General features: G+C 74.0%; 24 protein-coding genes. 18 read left to right on the forward strand and 6 right to left on the reverse strand.

Features of this window, described 5'->3' with window-relative positions; translation table 11 throughout:
* Window positions 1-77 precede the first annotated feature (77 nt).
* Genes IE98_RS0106875 through IE98_RS44320 form a run of 6 tightly spaced genes read left to right on the forward strand, consistent with a single transcriptional unit; the run spans window position 78 to window position 5,290 of the window.
* The gene (locus tag IE98_RS0106875; RefSeq protein ID WP_078660812.1) at window positions 78-1,163 is read left to right on the forward strand and encodes an ABC transporter ATP-binding protein; all 1,086 of its coding nucleotides are present in this window, start codon (window positions 78-80) and stop codon (window positions 1,161-1,163) included.
* The gene (locus tag IE98_RS0106880) at window positions 1,153-1,812 is read left to right on the forward strand and encodes an ABC transporter permease (protein WP_030265803.1); all 660 of its coding nucleotides are present in this window, start codon (window positions 1,153-1,155) and stop codon (window positions 1,810-1,812) included. The genes IE98_RS0106875 and IE98_RS0106880 overlap by 11 nt, the downstream gene beginning before the upstream one ends.
* Window positions 1,809-2,552, forward strand: a complete 744-nt coding sequence (locus tag IE98_RS0106885; protein WP_078660813.1) for an ABC transporter permease — start codon at window positions 1,809-1,811, stop codon at window positions 2,550-2,552. Before IE98_RS0106880 ends, IE98_RS0106885 begins: the two co-directional genes overlap by 4 nt.
* Window positions 2,549-3,457 carry an ABC transporter substrate-binding protein gene (locus IE98_RS0106890; RefSeq protein ID WP_030265809.1) on the forward strand — a complete coding sequence of 303 codons (909 nt, stop codon included), beginning with the start codon at window positions 2,549-2,551 and terminating at the stop codon, window positions 3,455-3,457. The genes IE98_RS0106885 and IE98_RS0106890 overlap by 4 nt, the downstream gene beginning before the upstream one ends.
* Before the next feature lie 48 nt (window positions 3,458-3,505).
* A complete protein-coding gene (locus IE98_RS0106895) occupies window positions 3,506-4,327 on the forward strand; it encodes a class I SAM-dependent methyltransferase (protein ID WP_030265814.1) in 822 nt (273 codons plus the stop codon).
* 42 nt (window positions 4,328-4,369) lie between these two features.
* Window positions 4,370-5,290 carry a hypothetical protein gene (locus IE98_RS44320; RefSeq protein ID WP_159400842.1) on the forward strand — a complete coding sequence of 307 codons (921 nt, stop codon included), beginning with the start codon at window positions 4,370-4,372 and terminating at the stop codon, window positions 5,288-5,290.
* A gap of 7 nt (window positions 5,291-5,297) precedes the next feature.
* On the opposite strand, the gene IE98_RS0106905 is transcribed toward IE98_RS44320, so the two are convergent.
* Together IE98_RS0106905 and IE98_RS0106910 are read right to left on the reverse strand one after the other, a co-directional pair.
* Window positions 5,298-6,566, reverse strand: a complete 1,269-nt coding sequence (locus tag IE98_RS0106905; RefSeq protein ID WP_043173559.1) for a multidrug effflux MFS transporter — start codon at window positions 6,564-6,566, stop codon at window positions 5,298-5,300.
* An 89-nt stretch (window positions 6,567-6,655) separates the two neighbouring features.
* Window positions 6,656-7,027: a hypothetical protein gene (locus tag IE98_RS0106910; RefSeq protein WP_052390213.1), complete on the reverse strand. Its 372-nt coding sequence runs from the start codon at window positions 7,025-7,027 to the stop codon at window positions 6,656-6,658.
* 172 nt (window positions 7,028-7,199) lie between these two features.
* Here IE98_RS0106910 and IE98_RS0106915 point away from each other — a divergent pair, with 172 nt between their 5' ends.
* Window positions 7,200-8,216, forward strand: coding sequence for a chitinase (locus tag IE98_RS0106915; protein ID WP_030265829.1), 1,017 nt, complete (start codon window positions 7,200-7,202; stop codon window positions 8,214-8,216).
* 54 nt (window positions 8,217-8,270) lie between these two features.
* Here the strand turns inward: IE98_RS0106915 and IE98_RS0106920 are convergent, their stop codons facing one another.
* Window positions 8,271-8,594 carry a hypothetical protein gene (locus IE98_RS0106920; RefSeq protein WP_030265831.1) on the reverse strand — a complete coding sequence of 108 codons (324 nt, stop codon included), beginning with the start codon at window positions 8,592-8,594 and terminating at the stop codon, window positions 8,271-8,273.
* A gap of 108 nt (window positions 8,595-8,702) precedes the next feature.
* Here IE98_RS0106920 and IE98_RS0106925 point away from each other — a divergent pair, with 108 nt between their 5' ends.
* Both IE98_RS0106925 and IE98_RS0106930 read left to right on the forward strand, forming a co-directional pair.
* A complete protein-coding gene (locus IE98_RS0106925) occupies window positions 8,703-9,560 on the forward strand; it encodes a carbon-nitrogen hydrolase family protein (protein WP_052390214.1) in 858 nt (285 codons plus the stop codon).
* 84 nt (window positions 9,561-9,644) lie between these two features.
* A complete protein-coding gene (locus IE98_RS0106930) occupies window positions 9,645-11,039 on the forward strand; it encodes a class II fumarate hydratase (protein ID WP_030265836.1) in 1,395 nt (464 codons plus the stop codon).
* 82 nt (window positions 11,040-11,121) lie between these two features.
* On the opposite strand, the gene IE98_RS0106935 is transcribed toward IE98_RS0106930, so the two are convergent.
* Both IE98_RS0106935 and IE98_RS0106940 read right to left on the reverse strand, forming a co-directional pair.
* Window positions 11,122-11,541, reverse strand: a complete 420-nt coding sequence (locus IE98_RS0106935; protein ID WP_234443428.1) for an SPW repeat protein — start codon at window positions 11,539-11,541, stop codon at window positions 11,122-11,124.
* A 143-nt stretch (window positions 11,542-11,684) separates the two neighbouring features.
* Window positions 11,685-12,731, reverse strand: coding sequence for a winged helix DNA-binding domain-containing protein (locus IE98_RS0106940; RefSeq protein ID WP_052390216.1), 1,047 nt, complete (start codon window positions 12,729-12,731; stop codon window positions 11,685-11,687).
* A gap of 95 nt (window positions 12,732-12,826) precedes the next feature.
* Between IE98_RS0106940 and IE98_RS0106945 the strand changes: the two genes are divergently transcribed.
* Window positions 12,827-13,393, forward strand: a complete 567-nt coding sequence (locus IE98_RS0106945) for a PadR family transcriptional regulator (protein WP_030265847.1) — start codon at window positions 12,827-12,829, stop codon at window positions 13,391-13,393.
* A gap of 2 nt (window positions 13,394-13,395) precedes the next feature.
* On the forward strand, window positions 13,396-15,114 hold the full coding sequence (locus IE98_RS0106950) for an acyl-CoA dehydrogenase family protein (protein WP_420706169.1): 1,719 nt from the start codon (window positions 13,396-13,398) through the stop codon (window positions 15,112-15,114).
* Between the two features lie 52 nt (window positions 15,115-15,166).
* Here IE98_RS0106950 and IE98_RS0106955 read toward each other — a convergent pair whose 3' ends face one another.
* Entirely contained in the window at window positions 15,167-16,501 is a 1,335-nt protein-coding gene (locus IE98_RS0106955) for a M28 family metallopeptidase (RefSeq protein WP_052390245.1), read from the reverse strand.
* Between the two features lie 266 nt (window positions 16,502-16,767).
* Between IE98_RS0106955 and IE98_RS0106960 the strand changes: the two genes are divergently transcribed.
* The 7 genes from IE98_RS0106960 to fahA all read left to right on the forward strand — a co-directional run bounded on the left by IE98_RS0106960 (window position 16,768) and on the right by fahA (window position 23,982).
* The gene (locus IE98_RS0106960) at window positions 16,768-17,670 is read left to right on the forward strand and encodes a hypothetical protein (protein WP_030265859.1); all 903 of its coding nucleotides are present in this window, start codon (window positions 16,768-16,770) and stop codon (window positions 17,668-17,670) included.
* A 36-nt stretch (window positions 17,671-17,706) separates the two neighbouring features.
* Complete coding sequence (locus tag IE98_RS0106965; RefSeq protein ID WP_030265862.1) at window positions 17,707-18,006, forward strand: putative quinol monooxygenase; 300 nt, start codon at window positions 17,707-17,709, stop codon at window positions 18,004-18,006.
* Window positions 18,007-18,077: 71 nt separating this feature from the next.
* Window positions 18,078-19,367, forward strand: coding sequence for a phosphoribosyltransferase family protein (locus tag IE98_RS0106970; protein WP_030265865.1), 1,290 nt, complete (start codon window positions 18,078-18,080; stop codon window positions 19,365-19,367).
* 165 nt (window positions 19,368-19,532) lie between these two features.
* Window positions 19,533-20,741, forward strand: a complete 1,209-nt coding sequence (gene hppD / locus IE98_RS0106975) for a 4-hydroxyphenylpyruvate dioxygenase (protein WP_030265868.1) — start codon at window positions 19,533-19,535, stop codon at window positions 20,739-20,741.
* A gap of 27 nt (window positions 20,742-20,768) precedes the next feature.
* Window positions 20,769-21,968 carry a homogentisate 1,2-dioxygenase gene (locus IE98_RS0106980; RefSeq protein ID WP_030265871.1) on the forward strand — a complete coding sequence of 400 codons (1,200 nt, stop codon included), beginning with the start codon at window positions 20,769-20,771 and terminating at the stop codon, window positions 21,966-21,968.
* Entirely contained in the window at window positions 21,965-22,777 is an 813-nt protein-coding gene (locus IE98_RS0106985) for a hypothetical protein (RefSeq protein ID WP_030265874.1), read from the forward strand. Before IE98_RS0106980 ends, IE98_RS0106985 begins: the two co-directional genes overlap by 4 nt.
* Complete coding sequence (gene fahA / locus IE98_RS0106990) at window positions 22,774-23,982, forward strand: fumarylacetoacetase (protein ID WP_052390217.1); 1,209 nt, start codon at window positions 22,774-22,776, stop codon at window positions 23,980-23,982. Before IE98_RS0106985 ends, fahA begins: the two co-directional genes overlap by 4 nt.
* Window positions 23,983-24,051 lie beyond the last annotated feature (69 nt).

Here is a 24,051-nt window from a genome sequence, read left to right on the forward strand (position 1 = left end):
GTGTTTGTTTGTCACATCCGCATCGTGCGCCACGACCTCACGGCGCATCAGAACGTCAGAGCACTCTGGAACCACACGTGATCACTTTCGAGGGCGCCGGCAAGCGGCACCCGGACGGCACCGTGGCCGTCGAGGGCCTGGACCTCGACGTCCCGGCCGGCCGAATAACCGTGCTCGTAGGCCCGTCCGGCTGCGGCAAGACCACCCTGTTGCGGATGGTCAACCGCATGGTCGAACCGACCTCCGGCCGGGTCCTGCTGAACGGCGAGGACGTCACCACCCTGCCCGCCGCCCGGCTGCGCCGGGGCATCGGCTACGTCATCCAGCAGGCCGGGCTCTTCCCGCACCGCCGGGTGCTGGACAACATCGCGACCGTGCCGCGGCTGCTCGGCCAGGACCGCCGCACGGCCCGGGCGCGCGCCGCCGAACTGCTGGAGCTGGTCGGCCTGCCGCCGGAGACGGCCCGCCGCTACCCGTTCCAGCTCTCCGGCGGCCAGCAGCAGCGGGTCGGCGTGGCCCGCGCGCTGGCCGCCGATCCGCCGGTGCTGCTGATGGACGAGCCGTTCAGCGCGGTCGACCCGGTCGTCCGGGCCGGCCTGCAGGAGGAACTGCTGCGGCTGCAGTCCGAGTTGAACAAGACCGTGCTGTTCGTGACGCACGACATCGAGGAGGCCGTGCGGCTCGGCGACCAGGTGGTGGTGCTGCGCGAGCGCGGCCGGATCGCCCAGTGCGCCGACCCGCACACCCTGCTCACCGCGCCCGCGGACGACGGCGTGGCCGCCTTCCTCGGCCGCGACCGGGGTCTGCGCGGGCTCGGCCTGCGGCCGGCCGCCGCGGTCGAGCTGCTGCCCGTCGGCACCGAACTGCACGGCCTGCGGCTGGCGGTGGACGCGGAGGGCCGCCCGACGGCCTGGCAGGGCGACGGCGAACGCCGGCCCGCCCCCGTCTTCGCCCCCGCCGCCGACAGCCTGCGGGCCGCCCTGGACGCCGCGGTGCTCTCCCCCGCCGGCGCCGCCGTCGCCGTGGACGGGTACGGCCGGGCGACCGGTCTGGCCACCCGGGCCGCCGTGCTCGCCGCGCTCGGCCCGGCCGTCCCGGAGCCCGTCGCCGGGCAGCGCGCGGTCGACGGGCCCACGGTCGAGGAGCCCGCCGGTGGACGGTGAACCGCTCGTCCGCTGGCACTGGATCGGCGACCACCTCGGCTACCTGCGCGACCTCGCGCTGGACCACGCGGTGATCTCGCTCGTCCCGGTGCTGATCGCCCTGCTCGCCGCCGTCCCGCTCGGCCTCCTCTGCGCCCGGCTGCCCCGGCTCTACCAGCCGCTCGCCGCGGTCTTCAACGTGGTGTACGCGCTGCCCGCGATCGCCGTCTTCGTGGTGCTCATCCCGTACACCGGCCTGGCCACCCGGGCCACCGTGATGGTGCCGCTCACCTGCTACGCGCTCGCCGTACTGCTGCCCGCCACCGTCGACGGCCTGCGGGCCGTGCCGGAGGACGTCCGGCAGGCGGCCACCGCCCTCGGCTACGGGCCCTGGCACCGCCTCGCCGCCGTCGAACTCCCCGCCTCCGTGCCGTACCTGGTCGCCGGGGTGCGGGTGGCCGCGGTCTCCTCGATCTCGCTCGCCGCGGTCGGCGCCCTGGTCGGCCGGGGCGGTCTCGGCTACCTCTTCGTCGACGGCTTCCAGCGGACCTTCCCGACCCCGATCCTCGCCGGGATCGCGCTCGTCGTCCTGCTCGCCCTCGCCACCGACCTGCTGCTGGTGCTGGCCCGCCGCCTGCTCGCGCCCTGGGCCTCCGGAGGTGCCCGGTGAACTGGCTCGGCTGGCTGACCACCTTCTTCACCGCCCCCGCCCGGCGCAGCGGACCCGACGCGATCGGCCACCGGATCGCCGAGCACCTGGTGTTCTGCGGGGAGGCCCTGCTGTGGGCCGCGGTGCTCGCCGTCCCGCTCGGGCTGCTGATCGGCTACACCGGCCGCGGCTCCTTCGTGGTGACCGCGCTGACCGGCGCCGCCCGGGCCCTGCCCACGCTCGGCCTGGTCACCCTCGCCGTGCTGCTGGCGGGTGTCGGCGACACCGCCGTGCTCGTCCCGCTGGTGGCGCTGGCCGCGCCGCCGCTGCTGGTCGCCGCCGCCGAGGGCGTCCGCGGCACCGACCCGGCCGTCCGGGACGCCGCGCTCGGCATCGGGCTGACCCACCGCCAGGTGCTCGGGCAGGTCTGCCTGCCCGCCGCCGCGCCGGTGCTGCTCGCCGGGCTGCGCACCGCCACCGTGCAGACGATCGCGACCGCCACGGTCGCCGCCTACGTCGGACTCGGCGGCCTCGGCCGCTACGTCGTCGACGGCCTGGCCACCAAGGACTACCCGGCCACCGTCGGCGGCGCCCTGCTGGTCGTCCTGCTGGCCGTGGCCGCGCAGCTGCTCTTCGCCCCGCTGATCCGCCGTGCCTCGCCGCCGCAGGCCCGGCACACCCGCCGTGCCCGCCGTACCCGTACCCGCAGTGCCCGCAGTGCCCTCCGTACCCGTACGCCCCGAACGAAGGATGCCCGATGACCGCCCGACTCGTCCGCACGCTCACCGCCGCCGCACTCGTGCTGGGCGCGGCGGCCTGCTCCTCCTCGTCCGGCGACCCGCTCGCCGCCGACGGCGGATCCGCGAAGCCCGCCGACGGGAAGACCGTCGTCGTCGGCTCCGCGAACTTCCCGGAGAACGTGCTGCTCGCCTCGATCTACTCCCGGGCGCTGAAGGCCAAGGGCGTCAAGGTCGAGGAGAAGTTCAACATCGGCAGCCGCGAGGTGCTGTACGGGCAGCTGAAGAGCGGCAGCCTGACCGTGCTGCCCGAGTACAACGGCGCCCTGCTGGCCTACCTCGACCCGAAGACCACCGCCGCCGGCACCGAGGCCGTCGACGCCGAGCTGGGGCGCAAGCTGCCCGCCGAACTCGGCGTCCTGGACCCGGCCGCCGCCGAGGACAAGGACTCCCTGACGGTCAGCAAGGAGACCGCCGACCGGCTGAAGCTCACCTCGGTCGCGGACCTCGCCGGCAAGGCGGGCGACCTGGTGGTCGGCGGGCCGCCGGAGTTCAAGTCCCGCCGCGAGCAGCAGCTCAAGGACGTCTACGGGCTGACCTTCAAGGAGTGGAAGCCGACCGCCGACACCACGGCGAACGCGCTCAAGGACGGCACCGTCCAGGTCGGCAACGTCTTCACCACCGACCCGCGGATCGTCCAGCTCGGCCTGGTCGCGCTCGCCGACCCGAAGAACCTCTTCAGCGTGCAGAACGTCGTCCCGCTGGTGAACAAGGCCGGGGTGGACGCCACCGCCACGGCCGCGCTGAACGCCGTCTCCGCCAAGCTCGACACCGCCGGCCTCACCGCCCTGATGAAGCGGGTCGCCGTCGACAAGGAGGACCCGTCGGCGGTCGCCGCCGACTGGCTGAAGGCCAACGGCCTGGGCTGACCGCCGGCACCCGAAAACCCGGTGACCGGATCCGGGCGGACGATCATGATGACTCGCATGACCGACGACACCGTGACCGTCCGCCCGGAGATCCTCGACTACTACAACCGCGGGGCCGAACAGAGCCGCCTGCAGCGCGAGCACAACCGGCTGGAGTTCTGGCGCACCCGCGACGTGCTGCGCCGGCTGCTCGGCCCCGCCCCGCTGCGGGTGCTGGACGTCGGCGGCGGCGCCGGCGTGCACGCCGCGTGGCTGGCCGCCGACGGGCACCGGGTCGACCTGGTCGACCCGGTGCCGCTGCACGTCGAGCAGGCGTCCGCGCTGCCCGGCGTCCGGGCCGCGCTGGGCGACGCCCGCGCACTGGCGGCGGCCGACGGCTCGTACGACGCGGTGCTGCTGCTCGGGCCGCTCTACCACCTGACCGAGCGGGCCGACCGGCTGCGGGCGCTCGCCGAGGCCCGCCGGGTCTGCCGCCCGGGCGGCACCGTGGTCGCGGCCACCATCAACCGGTACGCCGGGCTGCACGACCAGCTGCGGGTCGGCCGCTACTTCGAGCCCGGCCCGCGCGCGGCCACCGACGCCTGCGCGGCCACCGGCCTGCTCGGCGGCACCCCCGACAACCTGCTCTTCACCACCGCGTGGTTCCACCACCCGGGCGACGTCCTCGACGAGTTCACCGCCGCCGGGCTGCCGGACGCGCGGCAGTACGGACTGGAGGGCGCCGCCTGGCTGATGGGCGACGTCAACGCGTGGCTGGACGACCCTGAGCGGCGCGGGACCGTGCTCGCGGCGCTGCGCACCACCGAGTCGGAGCCCTCGCTGCTCGGCGTCAGCGGCCACCTGCTGACGGCGGCGGCCGTCCCGAGCTGACGGATTGCACCGGCAGGACCGTCAGATCGTAGGATCGCGCGCATGACTGACGGGCGGGGCACGGCGCAGGGGTGGGGCGGACCGGCGGGCGCGGGCGAGCCGGACTGGGCGGCGATGGCCGACCGGCACCAGCAGGAGGTCAGACGCCGCAAGCAGCTGCAGATCGTCGGCGGCGTGGTCGCCGCCACCCTGGTCGTCGGCGGGATCACCGCCACCGCGGTCGGGATGTCCGGCTCCGACCGCAGGGGCAGCACCCCGACGGCGGCCGGCAGCGGCACCCCCGCCACCGGCGGCCCCGGTGGCTCCGAGCCGGTGGACGTGGTGACCGGCGCCGCACCGAGCACCCCGGCCCCGCCGTCCGGCGCACCCTCCCCCTCGGGCAGCCCCTCGGTACACCCGAGCGGCTCGCCCGGCAGCGGCCGCCCCTCCCCCGGCACCTCCTCCACCGCGCCCGCGGACCCGCTCACGGTCATCTCCTCGGCCGCCACCGACACGGCGCCGCTCGACCCGGCCGCGCTCCTCCCGGCCACCGCCACCGTCGACGGCCGCACCTGGACCCGGCTCGCCACCGCCACCACCGAGCCCTGCTGGAAGGCCACCACCGGCGGCCTCGGCGACGTGCTCGCCGCCAACGGCTGCCGCAGCATCCTCCGGGCCACCTACACCGCCGGCTCCGGCGCGGTGACCGTCGGCATCGCCGTCCTGGACGACAGGGCCCGGGCGGACGCCGTGGCCGCCGGACACAAGGGCCAGGTCCAGGGACTGGTGCCGGCCGGCCACACCTCGTACTGCACCAGCACCGGCTGCGCCAACACCCACGCGACCGTCGGCCGCTACGGCTACTACACGGTGGCCGGCACGGTGAAGCCGGGCGGCACCGCCCAGGACCCGGTGGCCTCCGCCGCCCAGGCCGACTTCGCCGCCCGCGCCCGCGCCGCCCTGCTGGCCCGCGGCCACCGCTGACCGAGGGCTATGCCGCCGCCTCGCCCTCCTGGCGCCACGGCCGGCACAGCGTCAGGAACGCCACCAGGGCGAGCAGCGCACTGCCGAGCACCACCGCACCCAGCAGCACCGCGGACGGGTGCCCTCCGGCGCTGCTCAGCGGCGCCACCACGGCGCCGCACAGGAAGGTGCCGAGGCCGAGCAGTGCCGAGGCGGAACCGGCCGCGTGCGGGGCCGTGGTGAGCGCCTGGGCCGCCGAGTTCGGGCCGACCACGCCCATGGCCGCCATCAGCAGGCACATCGCCGGACAGACCGCCGCCGGCCCGAGGTCCCAGACCCCGGTGAAGAGGGTGATCGCGAGCCCGGCCGCCGCGGCGGCCACCAGCCCGGACAGCATCAGCGCGGCGGGGCGCAGCCGGGTGACCAGCACCCGCCCGTTGAGCTGGGTGGAGGCCATCAGGGCCACCGAGTTGACCGCGAAGAGCAGGCTGTAGGTCTGCGGCGAGACCCGGTAGACCTCCTGCAGGACGGTGGACGACCCGCTGACGTACGCGAAGAGCGCGCCGAACGCGAAGGTGCTGGTGAGGACGTAGCCGAGGAAGCGCCGGTCGCGGACGAGCCCGCCGATGGCCTGCAGCGTGGTGGTCAGGCCGCCGCGGTGGCGGCGTTCGGGCGGCAGCGACTCGTGCAGGGCGACCGCGGCGAGCACCGTGAGGACGGCGCCGAGCCCGGCGAGCACGGCGAAGGTACCGCGCCAGTCGGTCACGTGCAGCAGCTGGGCGCCGAGCACGGGGGCGACGATCGGGGCGAGCCCGGAGATCATCGCCAGCGAGGCCATGAAGCGGATCATCGCCACGCCCTCGTAGCGGTCCCGGGCCACCGCGCGGGCGATCACCAGTCCGGCCGCACCGGCGACGCCCTGCACGAAGCGGGCGGCGACCAGCACGCCGAGGTCCGGGGCGAGGGCGCAGACCAGGGTGGCGAGCGAGTAGGCCGCGATGCCGGCGAGCAGCGGGCGGCGGCGGCCGTGCCGGTCGCTCAGCGGGCCGAACACCAGCTGGCCCGCGGCCATGCCGAACAGCTGCGCGGTGAGGGTCAGTTGGACGGCGGGTGCGGTGGCGTGCAGGTCCGCGGCGAGCGAGGGCAGCGCCGGCAGGTAGAGGTCGGTGGTGAACGGGCCGAGCGCGACCAGGCCGCCGAGGGCGGCGACGGTGGCCCGGCCGGGCGGCGTTGCGGCTGCGGCACCGGCGGCGGGGGTGGTCCGCTCGCCGCCGGTGCCGACGGTCGGGCCTGCCATGGCGCTCCTCGGGATCGGATCGGTCGTGGCCGCCGGGCGCGGCCGGCCGCGGGGTGCCGGGATTCGTACCGTAACCCGGCGCGCCCGGCTCAGGCTCGGGCGGCGTCCGGCCGTTCGGCCGTGCCGAAGCTGCGGACGACCTCGATGGTGCCGACGATGTGCCGGTTGAACTCCGCCAGCTCCTCGGCGGGGACCCAGAGTTCGAGGATGGTCTCGCCGCCGGCCTGCCGGACGGGGAAGCGCGCCAGGTAGGCGCTCTCGACCTCGAACCGGGTGACGTACCCGGCGCCGGAGGCGGGCACGTTCCAGTCCCGGGCGATCCGGACGGCGTAGTCCTCGTTCAGCACCGGGTAGAAGATCGGCTGCTCCGGCAGCCGGGGCGGCCAGGCGCGCCAGCCCGAGGCCTCGACGAGCGCGAGCTCCTGCGGGCCGGTCGGCCGCCAGAGGGTGGTGGTCTGCATACACCCGACCGTATCGGCCGCCAGGCGGGCCCGGCGATGCATTTTCGGCCTTCAACTTCCTTTAAGGCGCCGACTCTTGATGTGCACACGAGGGGCTGCTTTGCTGGGTGCCGCGGCAACGTTAGGAAACTTTCCTTACCGTTCCCGCGACACCCCCGACGAACGGAGGACCATGCCCTCGCACGCCCTGCGGCACCGCCGCGTCCGCCCCCTGCTCGCCCTCGCCGGCGCGGCCGCCCTCGCCGCCGGCACCTTCGCCCTGGCGCCGGCCGGGCAGGCCGCCACCACCGCGGCCGCCGACCCGGTGGGCCTCAACGCCCCGTACGAGTACCTCGGCTGGGGCAGTCCGCAGAAGCCGACCGACGTCATGGCGGCGACCGGGGTCAAGCAGTTCACCCTCGCCTTCATGCTCAGCGACGGCGGCTGCAACCCCAAGTGGGACGGCACCCGGCCGCTCACCGGCGGCAGCGACCAGAGCGCGATCAACGCGATCCGGGCGGCCGGCGGGGACGTGGTGGTCTCCTTCGGCGGCTGGAGCGGCAACAAGCTCGGCGAGAAGTGCACCTCGGCGAGCGCCCTTGCCGCGGCCTACCAGAAGGTCATCGACGCCTACAAGCTGAAGGCGATCGACGTGGACATCGAGGACACCGAGGTGGCGAGCGCGACCGTCCGGCAGCGGGTGGTCTCCGCACTGAAGACGGTCGAGAGCAAGAACCCCGGCATCCGGACCTACCTGACCTTCGGCACCACCCCCACCGGACCGGACGCCAACGGCCTGGACCTGATCAAGAAGGGCGCCGCGTCCGGGCTCGCCCTGGACGGCTGGACGATCATGCCGTTCGACTTCGGCAGCCACGGCGGGTCCATGGGCAGCGTCTCCACCAAGGCCGCGGACGGCCTGCAGAAGGCGGTGGCGAGCGCCTACGGCTACGACAGCGCGACCGCGTACCGGCACATCGGCATCTCCTCGATGAACGGGAGGACCGACGAGGCCGACGAGACCGTCTCCACCGGCGACTTCACCACGATGGTGAACTACGCCAAGGCGCACCACCTGGCCCGGTTCACCTTCTGGGCGGTCAACCGGGACCGGCCCTGCCCGTCCGGCACCCCGGCGGGCGACTCCTGCAGCGGGATCTCCCAGTCCGCGTACGCCTTCACGAAGGTCGTCGCCGGCTACCACGGCTGAGCCGGGCGGCACCGGGACACGGCACGGGACGCGGCGGCGGCCGGCGCGGGACGGTCAGCGCGGCGCGATCAGCGCGGCCTCGGCGAAGTTGTCCCAGTGGGCGGCCGCGCCGACCGGGATGCAGGCCCAGTCCTTCATCGGCCGTCCGCCCATCGGGTCGAACAGGTGGGCGCCCGGCAGCCGCAGCGCCTCGGCGAGGGCGGGCGTGTCCCGACCCAGCCGGCACACCAACTCGCCCTCGCGCAGGCCGGCGAAGGCCTTGCCCGCGGAGTCCTTCAGACAGGGCATTCCGAACATCTTCGACTGCGTCGCGCCCCGCGGGGCGAGCTCCTCGGCGATCTCCGCGTACCGCGCGGCCGGATCCGATCGGTCCGTCATGGCGCCATGGTGGCACCGGGCCCGGGGCGGCGGGGCACGCCACGCGGACCGCTCCGGGCAGGCCGGGGCCTTGAGGCGGCACGGTCCGGCATGTAAGGATTGAGACCCGTGAGCATCCCTGTACACACGCTTCCCGCCACCCCGCTCTGCGTCGCCGTGGCGCAGGCCCCGCTCGTCCCGCTGGACGTCGCCGCGAACACCGCCACCGCGGCCGCGCTGGTCCGCCGGGCCGCCGCGCGGGGCGCCCGGCTGCTGCTGCTCTCCGAGCTCTTCCTGACCGGCTACGAGACCGCCGGCATCGCCGCCGACCCGGACACCCTCACCGTCGCCCCGGACGACTCCCGGCTCGCCCCGCTGGCGGCCGCCTGCGCCGAGACCGGCACCGCCGTGGTGGTCGGCGCCCCCGTCCGCGACGGGGACACCGGCGCGCTGCACATCGCCGCCCTCGCCCTGGACGGGGCCGGGCGCACGGCCGCCGTCTACCGCAAGCAGTTCGCCACCCCCAACGAGCGCGCCGCCGGCTTCTCCCCCGGCACCGGCGGCTGCACCCTGGAACTCGACGGCTGGCGGCTCGGCGTCGGCGTCTGCTGGGACTCCGGCTTCCCCGAGCACGCCCGCGCCGCGGCGCTCGACGGCGCCCACGCCTACCTGGTGGGCGCCCTCTTCGGCACCGGCCCCGGCGCCCACCAGCGCCGCACCGTCTTCCCCGCCCGGGCCCTCGACAACACCCTGTACGTGCTGCTGGCCAACCACGTCGGCCGCTCCGGCCCGTACACCGGCTGCGGTCTCAGCGCCGCCTGGGGCCCGGACGGCCACCTCCTGGCCGAGGCCGCCGAGGACGCACCCGACCTGCTCACCGTCGTCCTCGACCCCGCCGCCCTGGCCCGCGCCCGCACCGACGACCCCGTCCTCCTCCAGCCCGGCCTCACCACCACCCCGCCCCGGACCACGGCCCACCTCGACTGAGGCGGCGCCCCCGAGGGTGCCCCCCTCCCCCCGAGGAAATACCCAGGCCCGTCGGGCGTTGTGCTGTGCAGGAGGTGTCCCACCATGGGTGACGAGGAGCAGTTCCGCATCGAGCACGACTCGATGGGCGAGGTCCGGGTGCCGGCGGCCGCCAAGTGGCAGGCGCAGACGCAGCGCGCGGTGCAGAACTTCCCGGTCTCCGGCCAGCGGCTGGAGCGTTCGCACATCGCGGCGCTGGCCCGGATCAAGGCCGCCGCGGCGAAGGTCAACGCGGAGCTGGGCGTGCTGGACGCGGAGACGGCGGAGGCGATCGCGGCCGCCGCCGAGGAGGTCGCGGAGGGCCGCTGGGACGACCAGTTCCCGGTGGACGTCTTCCAGACCGGCTCCGGCACCTCGTCCAACATGAACACCAACGAGGTGATCGCCACCCTGGCCGCGGAGCGGCTCGGCCGGCCGGTGCACCCCAACGACCACGTGAACGCCAGCCAGTCGTCCAACGACGTGTTCCCCTCGTCGATCCACATCGCGGCGACGGGGGCCGTCACCGACGACCTGGTGCCGGCGCTGGAGCACCTGGCGGCCGCCCTGGAGCGCAAGTCCGCCGAGTTCGCCGAGGTCGTCAAGTCCGGCCGGACGCACCTGATGGACGCCACGCCGGTCACCCTCGGCCAGGAGTTCGGCGGGTACGCGGCGCAGGTGCGGTACGGCGTGGAGCGGCTCCGGGCCGCCCTCCCCCGGGTCGCCGAACTGCCGCTCGGCGGCACGGCGGTGGGTACCGGCATCAACACCCCGCCGGGGTTCTCCGCCGCGGTGATCGCGGAGGTCGCCCGGGCCACCGGGCTGCCGCTGACCGAGGCCCGTGACCACTTCGAGGCCCAGGGCGCCCGCGACGGGCTGGTCGAACTGAGCGGCCAGCTGCGGACGGTGGCGGTCGGCTTCACGAAGATCGCCAACGATCTGCGGTGGATGGGCTCCGGACCGCGCACCGGCCTCGGCGAGCTCAACCTGCCGGACCTGCAGCCGGGTTCGTCGATCATGCCGGGCAAGGTGAACCCGGTGATCCCCGAGGTGGTGCTGATGGTGGCCGCCCAGGTGATCGGCAACGACGCGACCGTGACGGTGGCCGGCGCGAGCGGCAACTTCGAGCTGAACGTGATGCTGCCGGTGATCGCCCGCAACGTGCTGGAGTCGGTGCGGCTGCTGTCGGCGGCGGCCCGGCTGCTGGCGGACCGCACGGTGGACGGGCTGACCGCGAACGCCGAACGGGCCCGGGAGTACGCGGAGTCCTCGCCCTCCGTGGTCACCCCGTTGAACCGCTTCATCGGCTACGAGGAGGCGGCGAAGGTGGCCAAGCAGGCGTTGGCCGAGCGCAGGACGATCCGCCAGGTGGTGCTGGAGCGCGGCTACGTCGAGCGCGGCCTGCTGACGGAGGCGCAGCTCGACGAGGCGCTGGACGTGCTGCGGATGACCCGGCCCTGACGGCCCGTCCGCGGCCGGAACGGACGACGGGTGCGGACCGCGGGGTCCGCACCCGTCAGGGGGTTGTCCGTGTCGGTCTCCGTCATCCGCGGCTCCTACCCATCTTCGAGGACATGCCGGTCATCGCCATGGCGATCGCCGCACCCGCGAGGCAGGCCATCACGGCGCCGGTCACGCAGTTGGTCCAGATCGTCCGGTAGAACGCCTGGTCGCCGACGGTCGCCCAGGGAGCGACGATCGTCCAGACGCCGAGCGCCAGTCCGGCGTAGGCGCGTGCGTGGGTGCGTTCGAACGCGGTCGCGTAGCCGCCCAGCAGGAAGGCGAAGGTGAGACCGCAGATCAGGTTGCTCAGGGTCACGCCCTGGATGCCGCCCGCGGCAGGGAAGAGGGCGAACCCGACGACCCACGGGGAGATCGCCAGGAAGATGCCGGCGACGATGCAGAGCGCTTCGACGCCCTGCGCGAGCATCGTCGAGGTGACGCGCTCGTAGTGTTCACGCATTGCAAGGATGTCCGGATGGCGCTCCATACCCGGAAGCTGGGTCGACACCGGGAACCACCTCCAAGGTCGGTGACGAGGCAGGCGACTGCCCCGTACCCATTGTGTCCCTTATCTAACCTTTACGCCCGATTATCACCCTTTTGTCACGACTCGACCGGCCGCTCGACCCTGAGCCCGGCGTCGACCTGCAGGAACGCCGCCACCGCGGCGGCCTCCCCGTCCAGCCCGGCCCGCACCGCCGTCGGCAGCGGCCGGAAGGACTCGACCACCAGGGCGTCCTTCTCCCGCCGCCAGCCGCCGAGCACCCGGCCGTCCGCCACCAGCGCGGGCTTCACGATCCCGCCGCCCGCGTTGATCCGCCGGGCGAACTCCGGCGCCAGCACGGCGTCCCTGTCCCGGTAGCCCAGCAGGTAGTTGTCGAAGGCGCCGAGCAGCCGCACCACCGGCGGCCCGGCCGGCGGCGACTCCCCACCGGGCGCGGCGAACAGGCCCGGGGCGACCTCCTCCGGCCCGGCGGCGGCCACGGCCCGGCGGGCCTCGCGCACCGGCAGACCGGACCAGGCGGCGAAGTCGGCGGCCTCCGCCGGGCCGAAGGCGGCCAGGTAGCGGCCGGCCAGCTCGGCCGCCGGGTCCGCCGGGCCGGAGCGCCCCCGGGGCAGCGGCACGTAGCCGGGCTCGCGCGGGGCCACGTCGGCACCCCGGCAGAGCAGTCCGTGCGCCGTGGCCCAGCCCATCAGGTGGGCCGGGGCCTGGCCCTTCGGGTCGATCCCGAGGCCCTCCCCGTTCAGCAGCCGGACGAGTTCGGCCCGGCTCCGCGGCACGTCCAGCAAGGCGGGCAGCAGCTCCCCGGCGCGGGCGCAGACCTCCTCGGTCAGGCCGAGTTCGCGGCGGCGCCGGGCACCGGCGGCCAGGTTGCGGTCGGCGAACAGGCCGAGCATCCAGCGGGCGTCCTCGGCCGGCACCAGGTGCAGCGTGCCGCGCATCAGCGCGAGCACCACCGTCTCCCCCGCGGCGAGCGCCCGCCCCGGCTCCCCCGGGTCCGCCACCCCGCGCGCCCGCAGCGCCAGCCGGGCCGCCCCGGCGTCCTGCGCCTGCACGCCCCCCGACACCCCGGCCGCCGCGGCGGCCCGGGCCTCCGCCCGCCCGAACTGCGCCCGCATCCGCCGCCGCAGCAGCTCCACCTCGTCCATCCGGCCATTCTTCCGCCGCGCGGACCGCGTGAGGTGCGTCTCACCCCGGCGCGCCCGCATTGCCTATGCAACTCGTTGCATAGCAGGATGCGGGCATGGCACTGGAGCACGCGATCCTCGTCTCCCTCCTGGAGCAGCCCGGGTCGGGCTACGAACTGGCCCGCCGCTTCGACCGCTCGATCGGGCGCTTCTGGACGGCCACGCACCAGCAGATCTACCGGGTGCTGCGGCGCATGGAGACGGACGGCTGGGTCGCCGCGGAGGAGGTCGCCCAGGACGGGCGGCCGGACAAGAAGGTGTACTCGGCGACGGCGGACGGCCGTGGCGTCCTGGTCGGCTGGCTGCGCGAGCCGGTCGAGCCGGAGACCGTCCGGCACGAACTCGCCGTGAAGATCCGCGCCGCGGCCTTCGACGACCCGGCCGCGCTCGTCCCCGAGGTCGAACGGCACCGGGCGGAGCACGCCGCCCTGCTCGCCCGCTACCTCTCCGGCGAGCAGCGGGACTTCCCCGACCCGGACGCCCTCGACGCCCGGCAGCGCCTCCAGCACGTGGTGCTGCGCGGCGGCATCGAGTACGAGCGGATGATCCTCGCCTGGCTGGACGACGTGCTCACCACCCTGCACCGCCTGCAAGCCCCGCCACCCTCGACCCCTGGGACCTGATGATGCAGCTGTTCAACCCGCGCTCCTACGACCCCGCGCAGTTCGACGACACCACCCGCCGGCTGCTGCGCGCGACCGTCGACTGGTTCGAGTCGCGCGGCAAGAAGGCGCTGATCGACACCTACATCGACCGCAGCTGGTACGCGGACTTCCTGGAGTTCGCCGCCAAGGAGGGCCTGTTCGCCGAGTTCCTGACGCCGTCCTCGGCCGACCCGGCGAAGCGCTGGGACACCGCCCGGATCGCCGAGCTGAACGAGATCCTCGGCTTCTACGGCCTCGGCTACTGGTACACCTGGCAGGTCACCATCCTCGGCCTCGGCCCGGTCTGGCAGAGCGAGAACGAGACCGTCCGCGCCCGCGCCGCGCAGCTGCTCTCCGAGGGCCACGTGATGGCCTTCGGCCTGTCCGAGCGCAGCCACGGCGCCGACATCTACTCGACCGACATGGTGCTGACCCCGGACGGCGAGGGCGGCTTCACCGCCACCGGCTCCAAGTACTACATCGGCAACGGCAACGTGGCCGGCCTGGTGTCGGTCTTCGGCCGCCGCTCCGACGTGGAGGGCCCGGAGGGCTACGTCTTCTTCGCCGCCGACAGCCGGCACGAGGCGTACCACCTGGTCAAGAACGTGGTGAACGCGCAGATGTACGTCAGCGAGTTCCGCCTGGAGGCGTACCCGGTGCGCGCCGAGGACGTGCTGCACACCGGCAAGGCCGCCTTCGACGCCGCGCTGAACACCGTCAACGTCGGCAAGTTCAACCTGTGCACCGCCTCGATCGGCATCTGCGAGCACGCGATGTACGAGGCCGTGACGCACGCCCACAACCGGGTGCTGTACGGCAAGCGGGTCACCGAGTTCGCCCACGTGAAGCGCGAACTGACGGACGCGTACGCCCGCCTGGTCGCGATGAAGCTGTTCAGCTCCCGCGCGGTGGACTACTTCCGCACCGCCTCGCCGGAGGACCGCCGCTACCTGCTCTTCAACCCGATGACCAAGATGAAGGTCACCACCGAGGGCGAGAAGGTCATCGACCTGATGTGGGACGTCATCGCGGCCAAGGGCTTCGAGGCGGACACCTACTTCGACAAGGCCGCCAAGGACATCCGCGGCCTGCCGAAGCTGGAGGGCACCGTCCACGTCAACCTGGCGCTGATCCTCAAGTTCATGGGCAACTACCTTTTCAACCCGGCCGAGTTCGCGCCGGTGCCGAACCGGGTGGACGCCGCGGACGATGCGTTCCTGTTCCGCCAGGGCCCGGCCCGCGGCCTGGGTGCGATCCGCTTCCACGACTGGCGCACCGCCTACGACGCGCACGCCGCCGTGCCGAACGTGGCGCGCTTCCGCGAGCAGGCGGACGGCCTCTGCGCACTGCTGCTGGCCCACGCCCCGAGCGCCGGGCAGCAGCAGGACCTGGACTTCCTGCTGGAGATCGGCCAGCTCTTCGCGCTGGTCGTCTACGGCCAGCTGGTGCTGGAGCAGGCGGAGCTGACCGGCCTGACTGCGTCCGACGAAGGTGGGGACGTCCTGGACCAGATCTTCGACGCCCTGGTGCGGGACTTCTCCGCGCACGCCACCGAGCTGCACGGCAAGTCCTCCACCACCGAGGAGCAGGCCGCCTGGGCGCTGGCGCACGTCCGCCGCCCGGTGGCCGACGCCGAGCGGGCCGCCCGGGTCTGGGCGAAGGTCGAGGAGCTGTCCGGCGCCTACGAGATGCAGCCGTAGGTCGGTCCCGGGAGGGGGTGCCGCCTCTCCGGCACCCCCTCCGCACTGCCCGTCAGAAGGTCAGTTTCCAGCCGGCGATCGTGCCGGTGTCCTGCGCGGCCACGTCCTGCACCTTCAGCTTCCAGGTGCCGTTGGCCACTTCGCCGGAGGCGTTGACGGTGTAGGTGGTGATCACGTTGTCGGCCGAGTCGTTGGAGCTCGAGTTCTTCAGCCGGTAGCTGCTGCCGTCCGGTGCGACCAGGTCGATCACCAGGTCGCCGCGCCAGGTGTGCTTGATGTCCACGCCGACCTGCAGCGCGGCGGGCGCGTTGCCGGTCACCCCGGAGACGGTGATCGAGGAGGTCACCGCGGCCCCCGCGTCCGGGATCGCCACCGCGGTGGTGTTCTCGAAGACCTTGCCGGGCGGCGGCGCGCTCTCGGTGCCGAGCGTCCAGATCGCGTACGCGACGGCGTCGCTCATCCGGTCCAGCGCGGTGTCGTCGATGTTGGCGCTGGTGTCGCAGGACGCGTGGTAGCAGCGGTCGAAGGCCTGGCCCGCGGTGCCGCCCCACTTGCTCGCCTGGGCGCTGGTCTTGGTGTAGTCGGCGCCGCTGAACAGGCCGCCGACCGGGATGCCCGCGTTCTTGAACGGCGCGTGGTCGGAGCGGCCGTCGCCCTCGGTCTCCGGCTCGGTGGCCACGCCGATCCCGGAGAAGTACGTCTTGAACAGGTTGTCCAGCCTGGTGTCGTCGTCGTAGACGAAGTAGCCGGGGTTCGGCGAGCCGATCATGTCGAAGTTGAGGTACGCCTCGATGCTCGAACGCTCGCCGGCGGACAGGCCGTTGACGTAGTTCTTGGAGCCGACCATGCCGTACTCCTCGGCGCCCCACCAGCCGAACCGCAGGTGCTTGGTGGGCTGCAGGCCGGCCCGCGACACGGCGAGCGCGACCTCCAGGATGCCGGCCGAGCCGGAGCCGTTGTCGTTGATCCCGGGTCCGCCGGTGACGGAGTCCAGGTGGGAGCCGGCCATCACCGTGTGCGAGGCGTCGCCGCCCGGCCAGTCGGCGATCAGGTTGTAGCCGGTGGCGCCGTTGTACGTGAAGGTCTTCAGCGCGGTGGTGTAGCCGGCCGCGTCGAGCTTGGCCTTCACGTAGTCGACCGAGGCCTTGTACCCGGCCCGGCCGTGCGCCCGGTTGCCGCCGTTGGCGGTGGCTATGGACTGCAGCTGGGCGAGGTGCGCCTTGACGTTGGCGACCTGGATGTCGGGGGCCGCCGCGGAAGCGGGGGCGGGCCCGGCGGACGCGGAGGGGGCGAGCAGCGTCGCGGCGAGCGTGGCGGCGGCGACGGCGGCCAGGGCGGCGGGACGGCGCAGGCGGGATCGCCGCTGCGCACGCCGAAGGGCATGCAGGGACACGTAGGACTCCGGATTCCGGTGGGGCAGAACGGGACCTGACGGTGCGGCCGCCCGGTGGGGTGGGGGTGGGCGGCCGTGAAGTTGACGCGCTCATGATGGTCGGGCTTCGGTAAAGCCACCGTCAAGAGGCCGTCATGCAAAGGCCGTTCGCCTGACGCCCGTTCACCGACTCGCCCCCGGACGGAGCAGCACCGGGCGCCGGTCATGTCCGCGCCCGGCACAGTGGCCAGGAGTGCCCCCGCTGCGAAAGGCCCGCCGTCGTGCCGCCGAACCTCCGCCCCCGCCCCGTCCGCCGCCCTGTCCGCCGCCTGCTGGCCGCCGCCCTGCTGGCCACCGCCCTGCTGCCGGCCGCCCCGGCCGCCGCGGCCGAGCACCTGCGCACCGTCTACGGCCGCCCCGTCCCGTTCGGCGACGGCGCCGCACACGTCTACGCCCGCCTGCGCGGCGAGGAGCCCGTCGAGATCGGCGTCGCCCTCACCCGCGGCTCGCTGACCGACCTGCCCACCGAACCCGCCGACGGCCGGCACTGCTACGACCGCAACGGCGACGGCACCGTCGACCCGATGCGCGAGTGCGCCGGCGGCCACGAGTACGCGCTCGCCCTGCCCCGGGCGCTGCGGGACCTGCCCGGGATGCCGCTGAACTTCGCCCTGCTCGACTGGGACCCGGCCGGCCACGGCCCGCCGAAGGTCTACGACCGCCCCCACCTCGACGTGCACTTCTACCTGCAGTCCGACGCGGAACGGCAGGCGATCCGCCCCGGTCCGTGCGGCATCCTCATCGACTGCACCGACTACGCGACCGCGACCGAGCCGCTGCCGCCCCAGTACCTGCCCGCCGACTACACCGACAAGGGCCTCGCCCAGGTCGCCATGGGCAACCACCTCACCGACCTCACCGGCGAGGAGTGGCACGGCGGAGGATTCACCCGCACCTTTGTGTACGGCACCTACGACGCCCGGATCACCTTCCTGGAGCCGATGGTCACGCTCGCCGCGCTGCAGGCCGCCGAGGGCGCCGACCCGGCCGACGCGTGCCGGCCGGTCAAGCAGCCGCAGGCCTGGCAGGTGCCCGGCTGGTACCCGCGCGCCTACTGCGTGCGGCACTCGGCCGACAGCGGGGAGTACACCGTCTCGCTGGAGGACTTCGCCCGGCACGCCTGAGCACCGCCGCCCCACCCGATCCCACCTGGAGGCCCCATGCCCCCCGTCGGACTGCTCGTCCGCATCGAGGCCAAGCCGGAACACGCCGAGGAGGTCGCCGAGCTGCTGATCTCCGCACTGCCGATGGCCGTCGAGGAGGTGGACACCAGGACGTGGTTCGCCTTCCGCGAGAGCGAGACCGTCTTCGGCGTCTTCGACACCTTCGACGACGCCCAGGGCCGCGAGTACCACCTCCAGGGCCGGATCGCCGCCGCGCTCGTGGAGGCCGCCCCCCGCCTCCTCGCCGCCCCGCCCGACATCCGTTACGTGGACGTCCTGGCGGCGGCCCTGCCGTAGGCGGGCGGGGATCCGCCGCCCCTGGGGCGCACCCGGGTACGGACGTACGGTGGACGTGGAGAGGCTCAGCCATGTACTACCCCGACCGTGAGGAAGCGGGCCGCCGGCTGGCGGTCGAACTGCTGCGGTGGCGCGGGGCCGACCCGGTCGTGGTGGCGCTGCCCCGCGGGGGCGTCCCGGTCGCCGCGCCGGTGGCCCGGGCGCTCCGGGCGCCGCTCGACATCTGCGTGATCCGCAAGCTCGGCGTGCCCTTCCAGCCGGAGCTGGGCATGGGCGCGATCGGCGAGGGCGGCGCCCGGGTGGTCAACGAGGCGGTGGTGCGCGGTGCCCGGGTGACGCCCGGGCAGTTCGCCGAGGTCGAGCGGGAGGAACGGGCAGAGCTGGAGCGCCGCGCCGAGCGGTACCGCCGGGGCCGGGCGCCCGTTCCGCTGGCCGGCCGGACGGTGATCGTGGTGGACGACGGGGTGGCCACCGGCTCGACCGCACTGGCGGCCTGCCGGATCGTCCGTGCCCGCGGCGCGGCCGAGGTGGTGCTGGCGGTGCCCGTGGCGCCGCAGGACTGGGCGGCCCGGCTGGGCGACGACGTCGACGACCTGGTCTGCCCGCACACCCCGGCCCGGTTCTGGGCGATCGGCGAGTTCTACACGGACTTCTCGCAGACCTCGGACGCCGAGGTGGTCGCGCTGCTCGACGAGGCCGCGGCCCGGCAGCAGGAGCCGCAGGACCCGGAGATCACCCTGGAGGCGGCCGGCGTGGAGCTGCCGGGGGTGCTGACCCGGCCGCAGGACGCCTTCGGCCTGGTGCTGTTCGCGCACGGCAGTGGCAGCGGCCGGCTCAGCCCGCGCAACCGGTACGTGGCGGGCGAACTGGAGCGGGCCGGGCTGGCCACTCTGCTGTTCGACCTGCTCACCCCCGCCGAGGAGATCGACCGGGAGAAGGTCTTCGACACCGGGTTGCTCGGCCGGCGGCTGGCCGAGGTGACCCGGCTGGTCACCGCCCGGCCCGACTGCGCCGGGCTGCCGGTCGGCTACTTCGGCGCGAGCACCGGCGCGGCCGCGGCCCTGCGGGCGGCCGCCGAGCCGGATCTGCGGGTGGCCGCGGTGGTCTCCCGCGGCGGGCGGCCGGACCTGGCCGGGCCGGTGCTGGCCGGGGTGGCGGCGCCGGTGCTGCTGATCGTCGGCGGGGCCGACCGCACGGTGCTGGAGCTGAACCGGCGGGCGGAGGCGCAGCTGCGGGCACCGGTGTCGCTGGCGGTCGTCCCGGACGCCGGCCACCTCTTCGAGGAGCCCGGTGCGCTGGAGGCGGTCGCCGCCCTGGCCGCGGACTGGTTCGCGCAGCACCTCTCCCCGGTGGCCCGATGACTGGGCAATCCGTACAGCCCGCCAGGCCCCGACCTGCTCACCTTGTACACATTGATCAGTGGAAATCGCAGCTGTTGCCCAACCCCGGGACCGGAGGCAAGCTCTGCGCAACCGCTACCGCCCGACCCCTCGCGGTGCGGAGAACCTCAACGTGGAGGAGCACCGATGACCGCCAACGCCGTGGAACTCACGCCCGCCGAGCTGGAGGCCGGCCTCGACGCCGAGCAGCTCCGCACGCTCGTCGGCCTGGTCGAGCACGACCCCGCGGGCGACCCCTTCCCGGTGACCGCCCAGGACGCGGTGGTGTTCGTCGTCGGCAACGCCACCCAGACGGCGCAGTTCTACCAGGCCGTGTTCGGCATGGAGCTGGTCGCCTACTCCGGCCCGGAGACCGGCCGCCGCGACCGCAAGGCCTTCGTGCTGCGCTCCGGCTCCTGCCGTTTCGTGATCAAGGGCGGCGTCTCCCCGGACAGCCCGCTGCTGGACCACCACCGCCGGCACGGCGACGGCGTCGTCGACCTGGCGCTGGAGGTGCCGGACGTCGACAAGTGCATCGCGCACGCCCGCGCCCAGGGCGCCACCGTCCTGGAGGAGCCGAACGACGTCTCCGACGAGAACGGCACCGTGCGCCGCGCCGCGATCGCCACCTACGGCGAGACCCGCCACACCCTGATCGACCGCTCCCGCTACACCGGCCCGTACCTGCCCGGCTACGTCGTCGCCGAGACCAAGGTGCAGCGGCCCGAGGGTGCGCCGAAGCGGCTGTTCCAGGCGCTGGACCACGCGGTCGGCAACGTCGAGCTCGGCCGGATGGACGAGTGGGTCTCGTTCTACAACCGGGTCATGGGCTTCGTGAACATGGCCGAGTTCGTCGGCGACGACATCGCCACCGAGTACTCCGCGCTGATGTCCAAGGTCGTCGCGAGCGGCAACCACCGGGTGAAGTTCCCGCTGAACGAGCCGGCGATCGCGAAGAAGAAGTCGCAGATCGACGAGTACCTGGAGTTCTACACCGGCGCCGGCTGCCAGCACATGGCGCTCGCCACCAACGACATCCTCACCACCGTCGACGTGCTGCGTTCGCGCGGCGTCGAGTTCCTGAACACCCCGGACTCCTACTACGAGGACCCGGAGCTGCGCGAGCGGATCGGCAAGGTCCGCGTCCCGATCGAGGAGCTGAAGTCCCGCGGCATCCTGGTCGACCGCGACGAGGACGGCTACCTGCTGCAGATCTTCACCAAGCCGATCGGCGACCGCCCGACCGTCTTCTACGAGTTCATCGAGCGGCACGGTTCGCTGGGCTTCGGCAAGGGCAACTTCAAGGCGCTCTTCGAGGCCATCGAGCGCGAGCAGGAGAAGCGCGGAAACCTCTGACCCACCCCCTGACGAGGAGACCGGGACATGGCGCACTACCGGCAGCTGGGCGACATCCCGCCCAAGCGGCACACCCAGCACCGCACGCCCGAGGGCGGGCTGTACTACGAGGAGTTGATGGGCGAGGAGGGCTTCAGCTCGGACTCCTCGCTGCTCTACCACCGGGGCATCCCCTCGGCGATCGTGGACGCCCGGCCGTGGGAGCTGCCGAGCCAGGCCACCACGCCCAACCTTCCGCTGATCCCCCGCCACCTGAAGCTGCACCAGCTCTTCGGCGAGGAGTGGAAGGGCACCGACGTGGTGGCCGGGCGCCGCCTCGTCCTCGGCAACTCCGACGTGCGGATCTCGTACGTGGTCGCCGGGGCGCCCAGCGAGCTGTACCGCAACGGGCTCGGCGACGAGTGCGTGTACGTGGAGGACGGCGAGGCCACCGTGGAGACGGTGTTCGGCTCGCTGGACGTCCACCGCGGGGACTACGTGATCGTCCCGCGGGCCACCACGCACCGCTGGGTGCCCACCGGCGACGGCCCGCTGCGCGCGTACTGCATCGAGGCAAACAGCCACATCACCCCGCCGAAGCGCTACCTGTCCCGGTTCGGGCAGCTGCTGGAGCACGCGCCGTACTGCGAGCGGGACCTGCGCGGGCCGGTCGGGCCGCTGCTGGTCGACGGCACCGACGTCGACGTGCTGGTCAAGCACCGCGGCACCAACGGCGTGGTCGGCACCCGCTACACCGTGCCGCACCACCCGTTCGACGTGGTCGGCTGGGACGGCTGCCTGTACCCGCACGCCTTCAACATCGAGGACTACGAGCCGATCACCGGCCGGATCCACCAGCCGCCGCCGGTGCACCAGGTGTTCGAGGGCAACAACTTCGTCATCTGCAACTTCGTGCCGCGCAAGGTGGACTACCACCCGCTGTCGATCCCGGTGCCGTACTACCACTCCAACGTGGACAGCGACGAGGTCATGTTCTACTGCGGCGGCAACTACGAGGCCCGCAAGGGCTCGGGCATCGGCCAGGGCTCGATCTCGCTGCACCCCGGCGGCCACACCCACGGCCCGCAGCCGGGCGCGTACGAGCGCTCGATCGGCGTCGAGTTCTTCGACGAGCTCGCCGTCATGGTCGACACCTTCAAGCCGCTGGAGCTCGGCGAGGGCGGCACCGCGAGCGAGGACCCGGGCTACGCCTGGACGTGGTCGGGCGGACGGGGGCCGAACCGGTGACACCGCTGTACGCAGGCCTCTTCGACGACGCCGCGCTCTTCCCGCCCGGCGACCTGCCGCTCGCCGAGGCGGTGCCGGCGCACCGCGGCCACCGCACCGCCTGGTACGCGGCGGCGGTCGGCCCGTTCCTCTGCGGCCCCGGCCGGCTGGCGGACCTCGTCCGCACCGCCGGCACCGGCCCGCTGCCGGTCGGGCTGGTACTGCCGGGGGGCAGTGCGGGCCCGGCCGCGGCGCTCAAGGAGGCCGCCGGCCTCGACGTGGTGGGCATCGAGATCGCCACCGACGACGTCGCCGCCACCGTGGCGCAGCTCGCCGCCGAACTGCCCGAGGGCATCGCCGCGGCCGTCGAACTGCCGCGCGACGGCCGGCCGGAGGACTCGCTGGACGCCCTGGCCGGCACCCCCCACCGCGCCAAGTACCGCACCGGCGGGCTCACCGCCGCGGCCTTCCCGCCGGTCGGCGAGCTGGCGGCCTTCCTGGTCGGCTGCGCCGAGCGGGCGGTGCCGTACAAGTGCACCGCCGGGCTGCACCACGCCGTCCGGCACACCGACCCGGTGACCGGCTTCGAGCACCACGGCTTCCTCAACGTGCTGCTGGCCGCCGCCGCGGGCGACCGGGACGGCGCCGTGGCGGCGCTGGAGGAGCGCTCGCCGGCCGTGGTCGCCGCCGCGGTGGCCGCCCTGACGGACGACCGGGTCGCCGCCGCGCGACGTTCGTTCACCTCCTTCGGCACCTGCAGCATCGCCGAACCCCTCGCCGACCTGGCCGACCTCGGCCTGCTCCACCCACCCACGCTGGAGGACCGTTGACCTGGCTCGCCATCCCGCAGGACTCGCCGTACGCCATCCACAACCTGCCGTACGGCGTCTTCAGCGCGAACGACCAGCCCGGCCGCCGCCGGATCGGCGTCCGGATCGGCGACCACGTGCTGGACGCCGGTGCGGCCGCCCGGGCCGTCGGTGCGCCGTCCGTCCTGCTGGACGCCGACACCCTGAACCCGCTGATGGCGGCCGGCCACCGCACCTGGCGCGAGGTCCGCGGCGCGGTCACCGAGTGGCTCGGCGACGAGGCGCACCGCCCGGCGGTGGCGCCGTGCCTGCTGCCGCTCGCCGAGGTGGAACTGCACCTGCCGTTCGAGGTCGCCGACTACGTCGACTTCTACGCCTCCGAGCACCACGCCTCCAACCTCGGCCGGATCTTCCGCCCCGGGTCGGAGCCGCTCACCCCGAACTGGAAGCACCTGCCGATCGGTTACCACGGCCGGGCCGGCACGGTGGTCGTCTCCGGCACGCCGGTGGTCCGTCCGAACGGGCAGCGCAAGGCGCCCGCCGACGCGGCGCCGAGCTTCGGCAAGTCCCGCCGGCTCGACATCGAGGCCGAGGTCGGCTTCGTCGTCGGCGCGCCGAGCGAGCTCGGCACCGCCGTCCCGATGTCGGCCTTCCGCGAGCACGTCTTCGGCGTCTGCCTGCTCAACGACTGGTCCGCGCGCGACATCCAGGCCTGGGAGTACGTGCCGCTCGGCCCCTTCCTGGGCAAGTCCTTCGCCACCTCGGTCTCGCCCTGGATCGTGCCGCTGGACGCCCTGGAGCACGCCCGGGTCGCACCGCCCGCCCGCGACGTGGAGCCGCTCGGCTACCTCGACGACCGCGACGGCGAGCCCTGGGGCCTCGACCTGGCCATCGAGGTGTCGCTGAACGGCCACCGGATCTCCCGGCCGCCGTTCGCCACCATGTACTGGACGGCCGCCCAGCAGCTCGCCCACATGACGGTCAACGGCGCCTCGCTGCGCACCGGCGACCTGTTCGCCTCCGGCACGGTCAGCGGCCCCGAGGTGGACACCCGCGGCGCCCTGATCGAGCTCACCTGGAACGGCGAGAACCCGGTCAAGCTGCCCGACGGCACGACCCGCACCTTCCTGGAGGACGGCGACGAGGTCGTGATGACCGCCACCGCCCCCGGCCCCGACGGCAGCCGGATCGGCTTCGGCGAGGTCACCGGCCGCATCCTGCCCTGACCCGCCGCCTGCTGCGCCCGGTCCACCTGCCCCGGCGCTCCCGCCCGGTCGCCTGTCCCGCCCGCCCCG

This window comes from Streptomyces sp. NRRL B-24484 (assembly GCF_000717715.1).
Lineage (GTDB): Bacteria > Actinomycetota > Actinomycetes > Streptomycetales > Streptomycetaceae > Kitasatospora.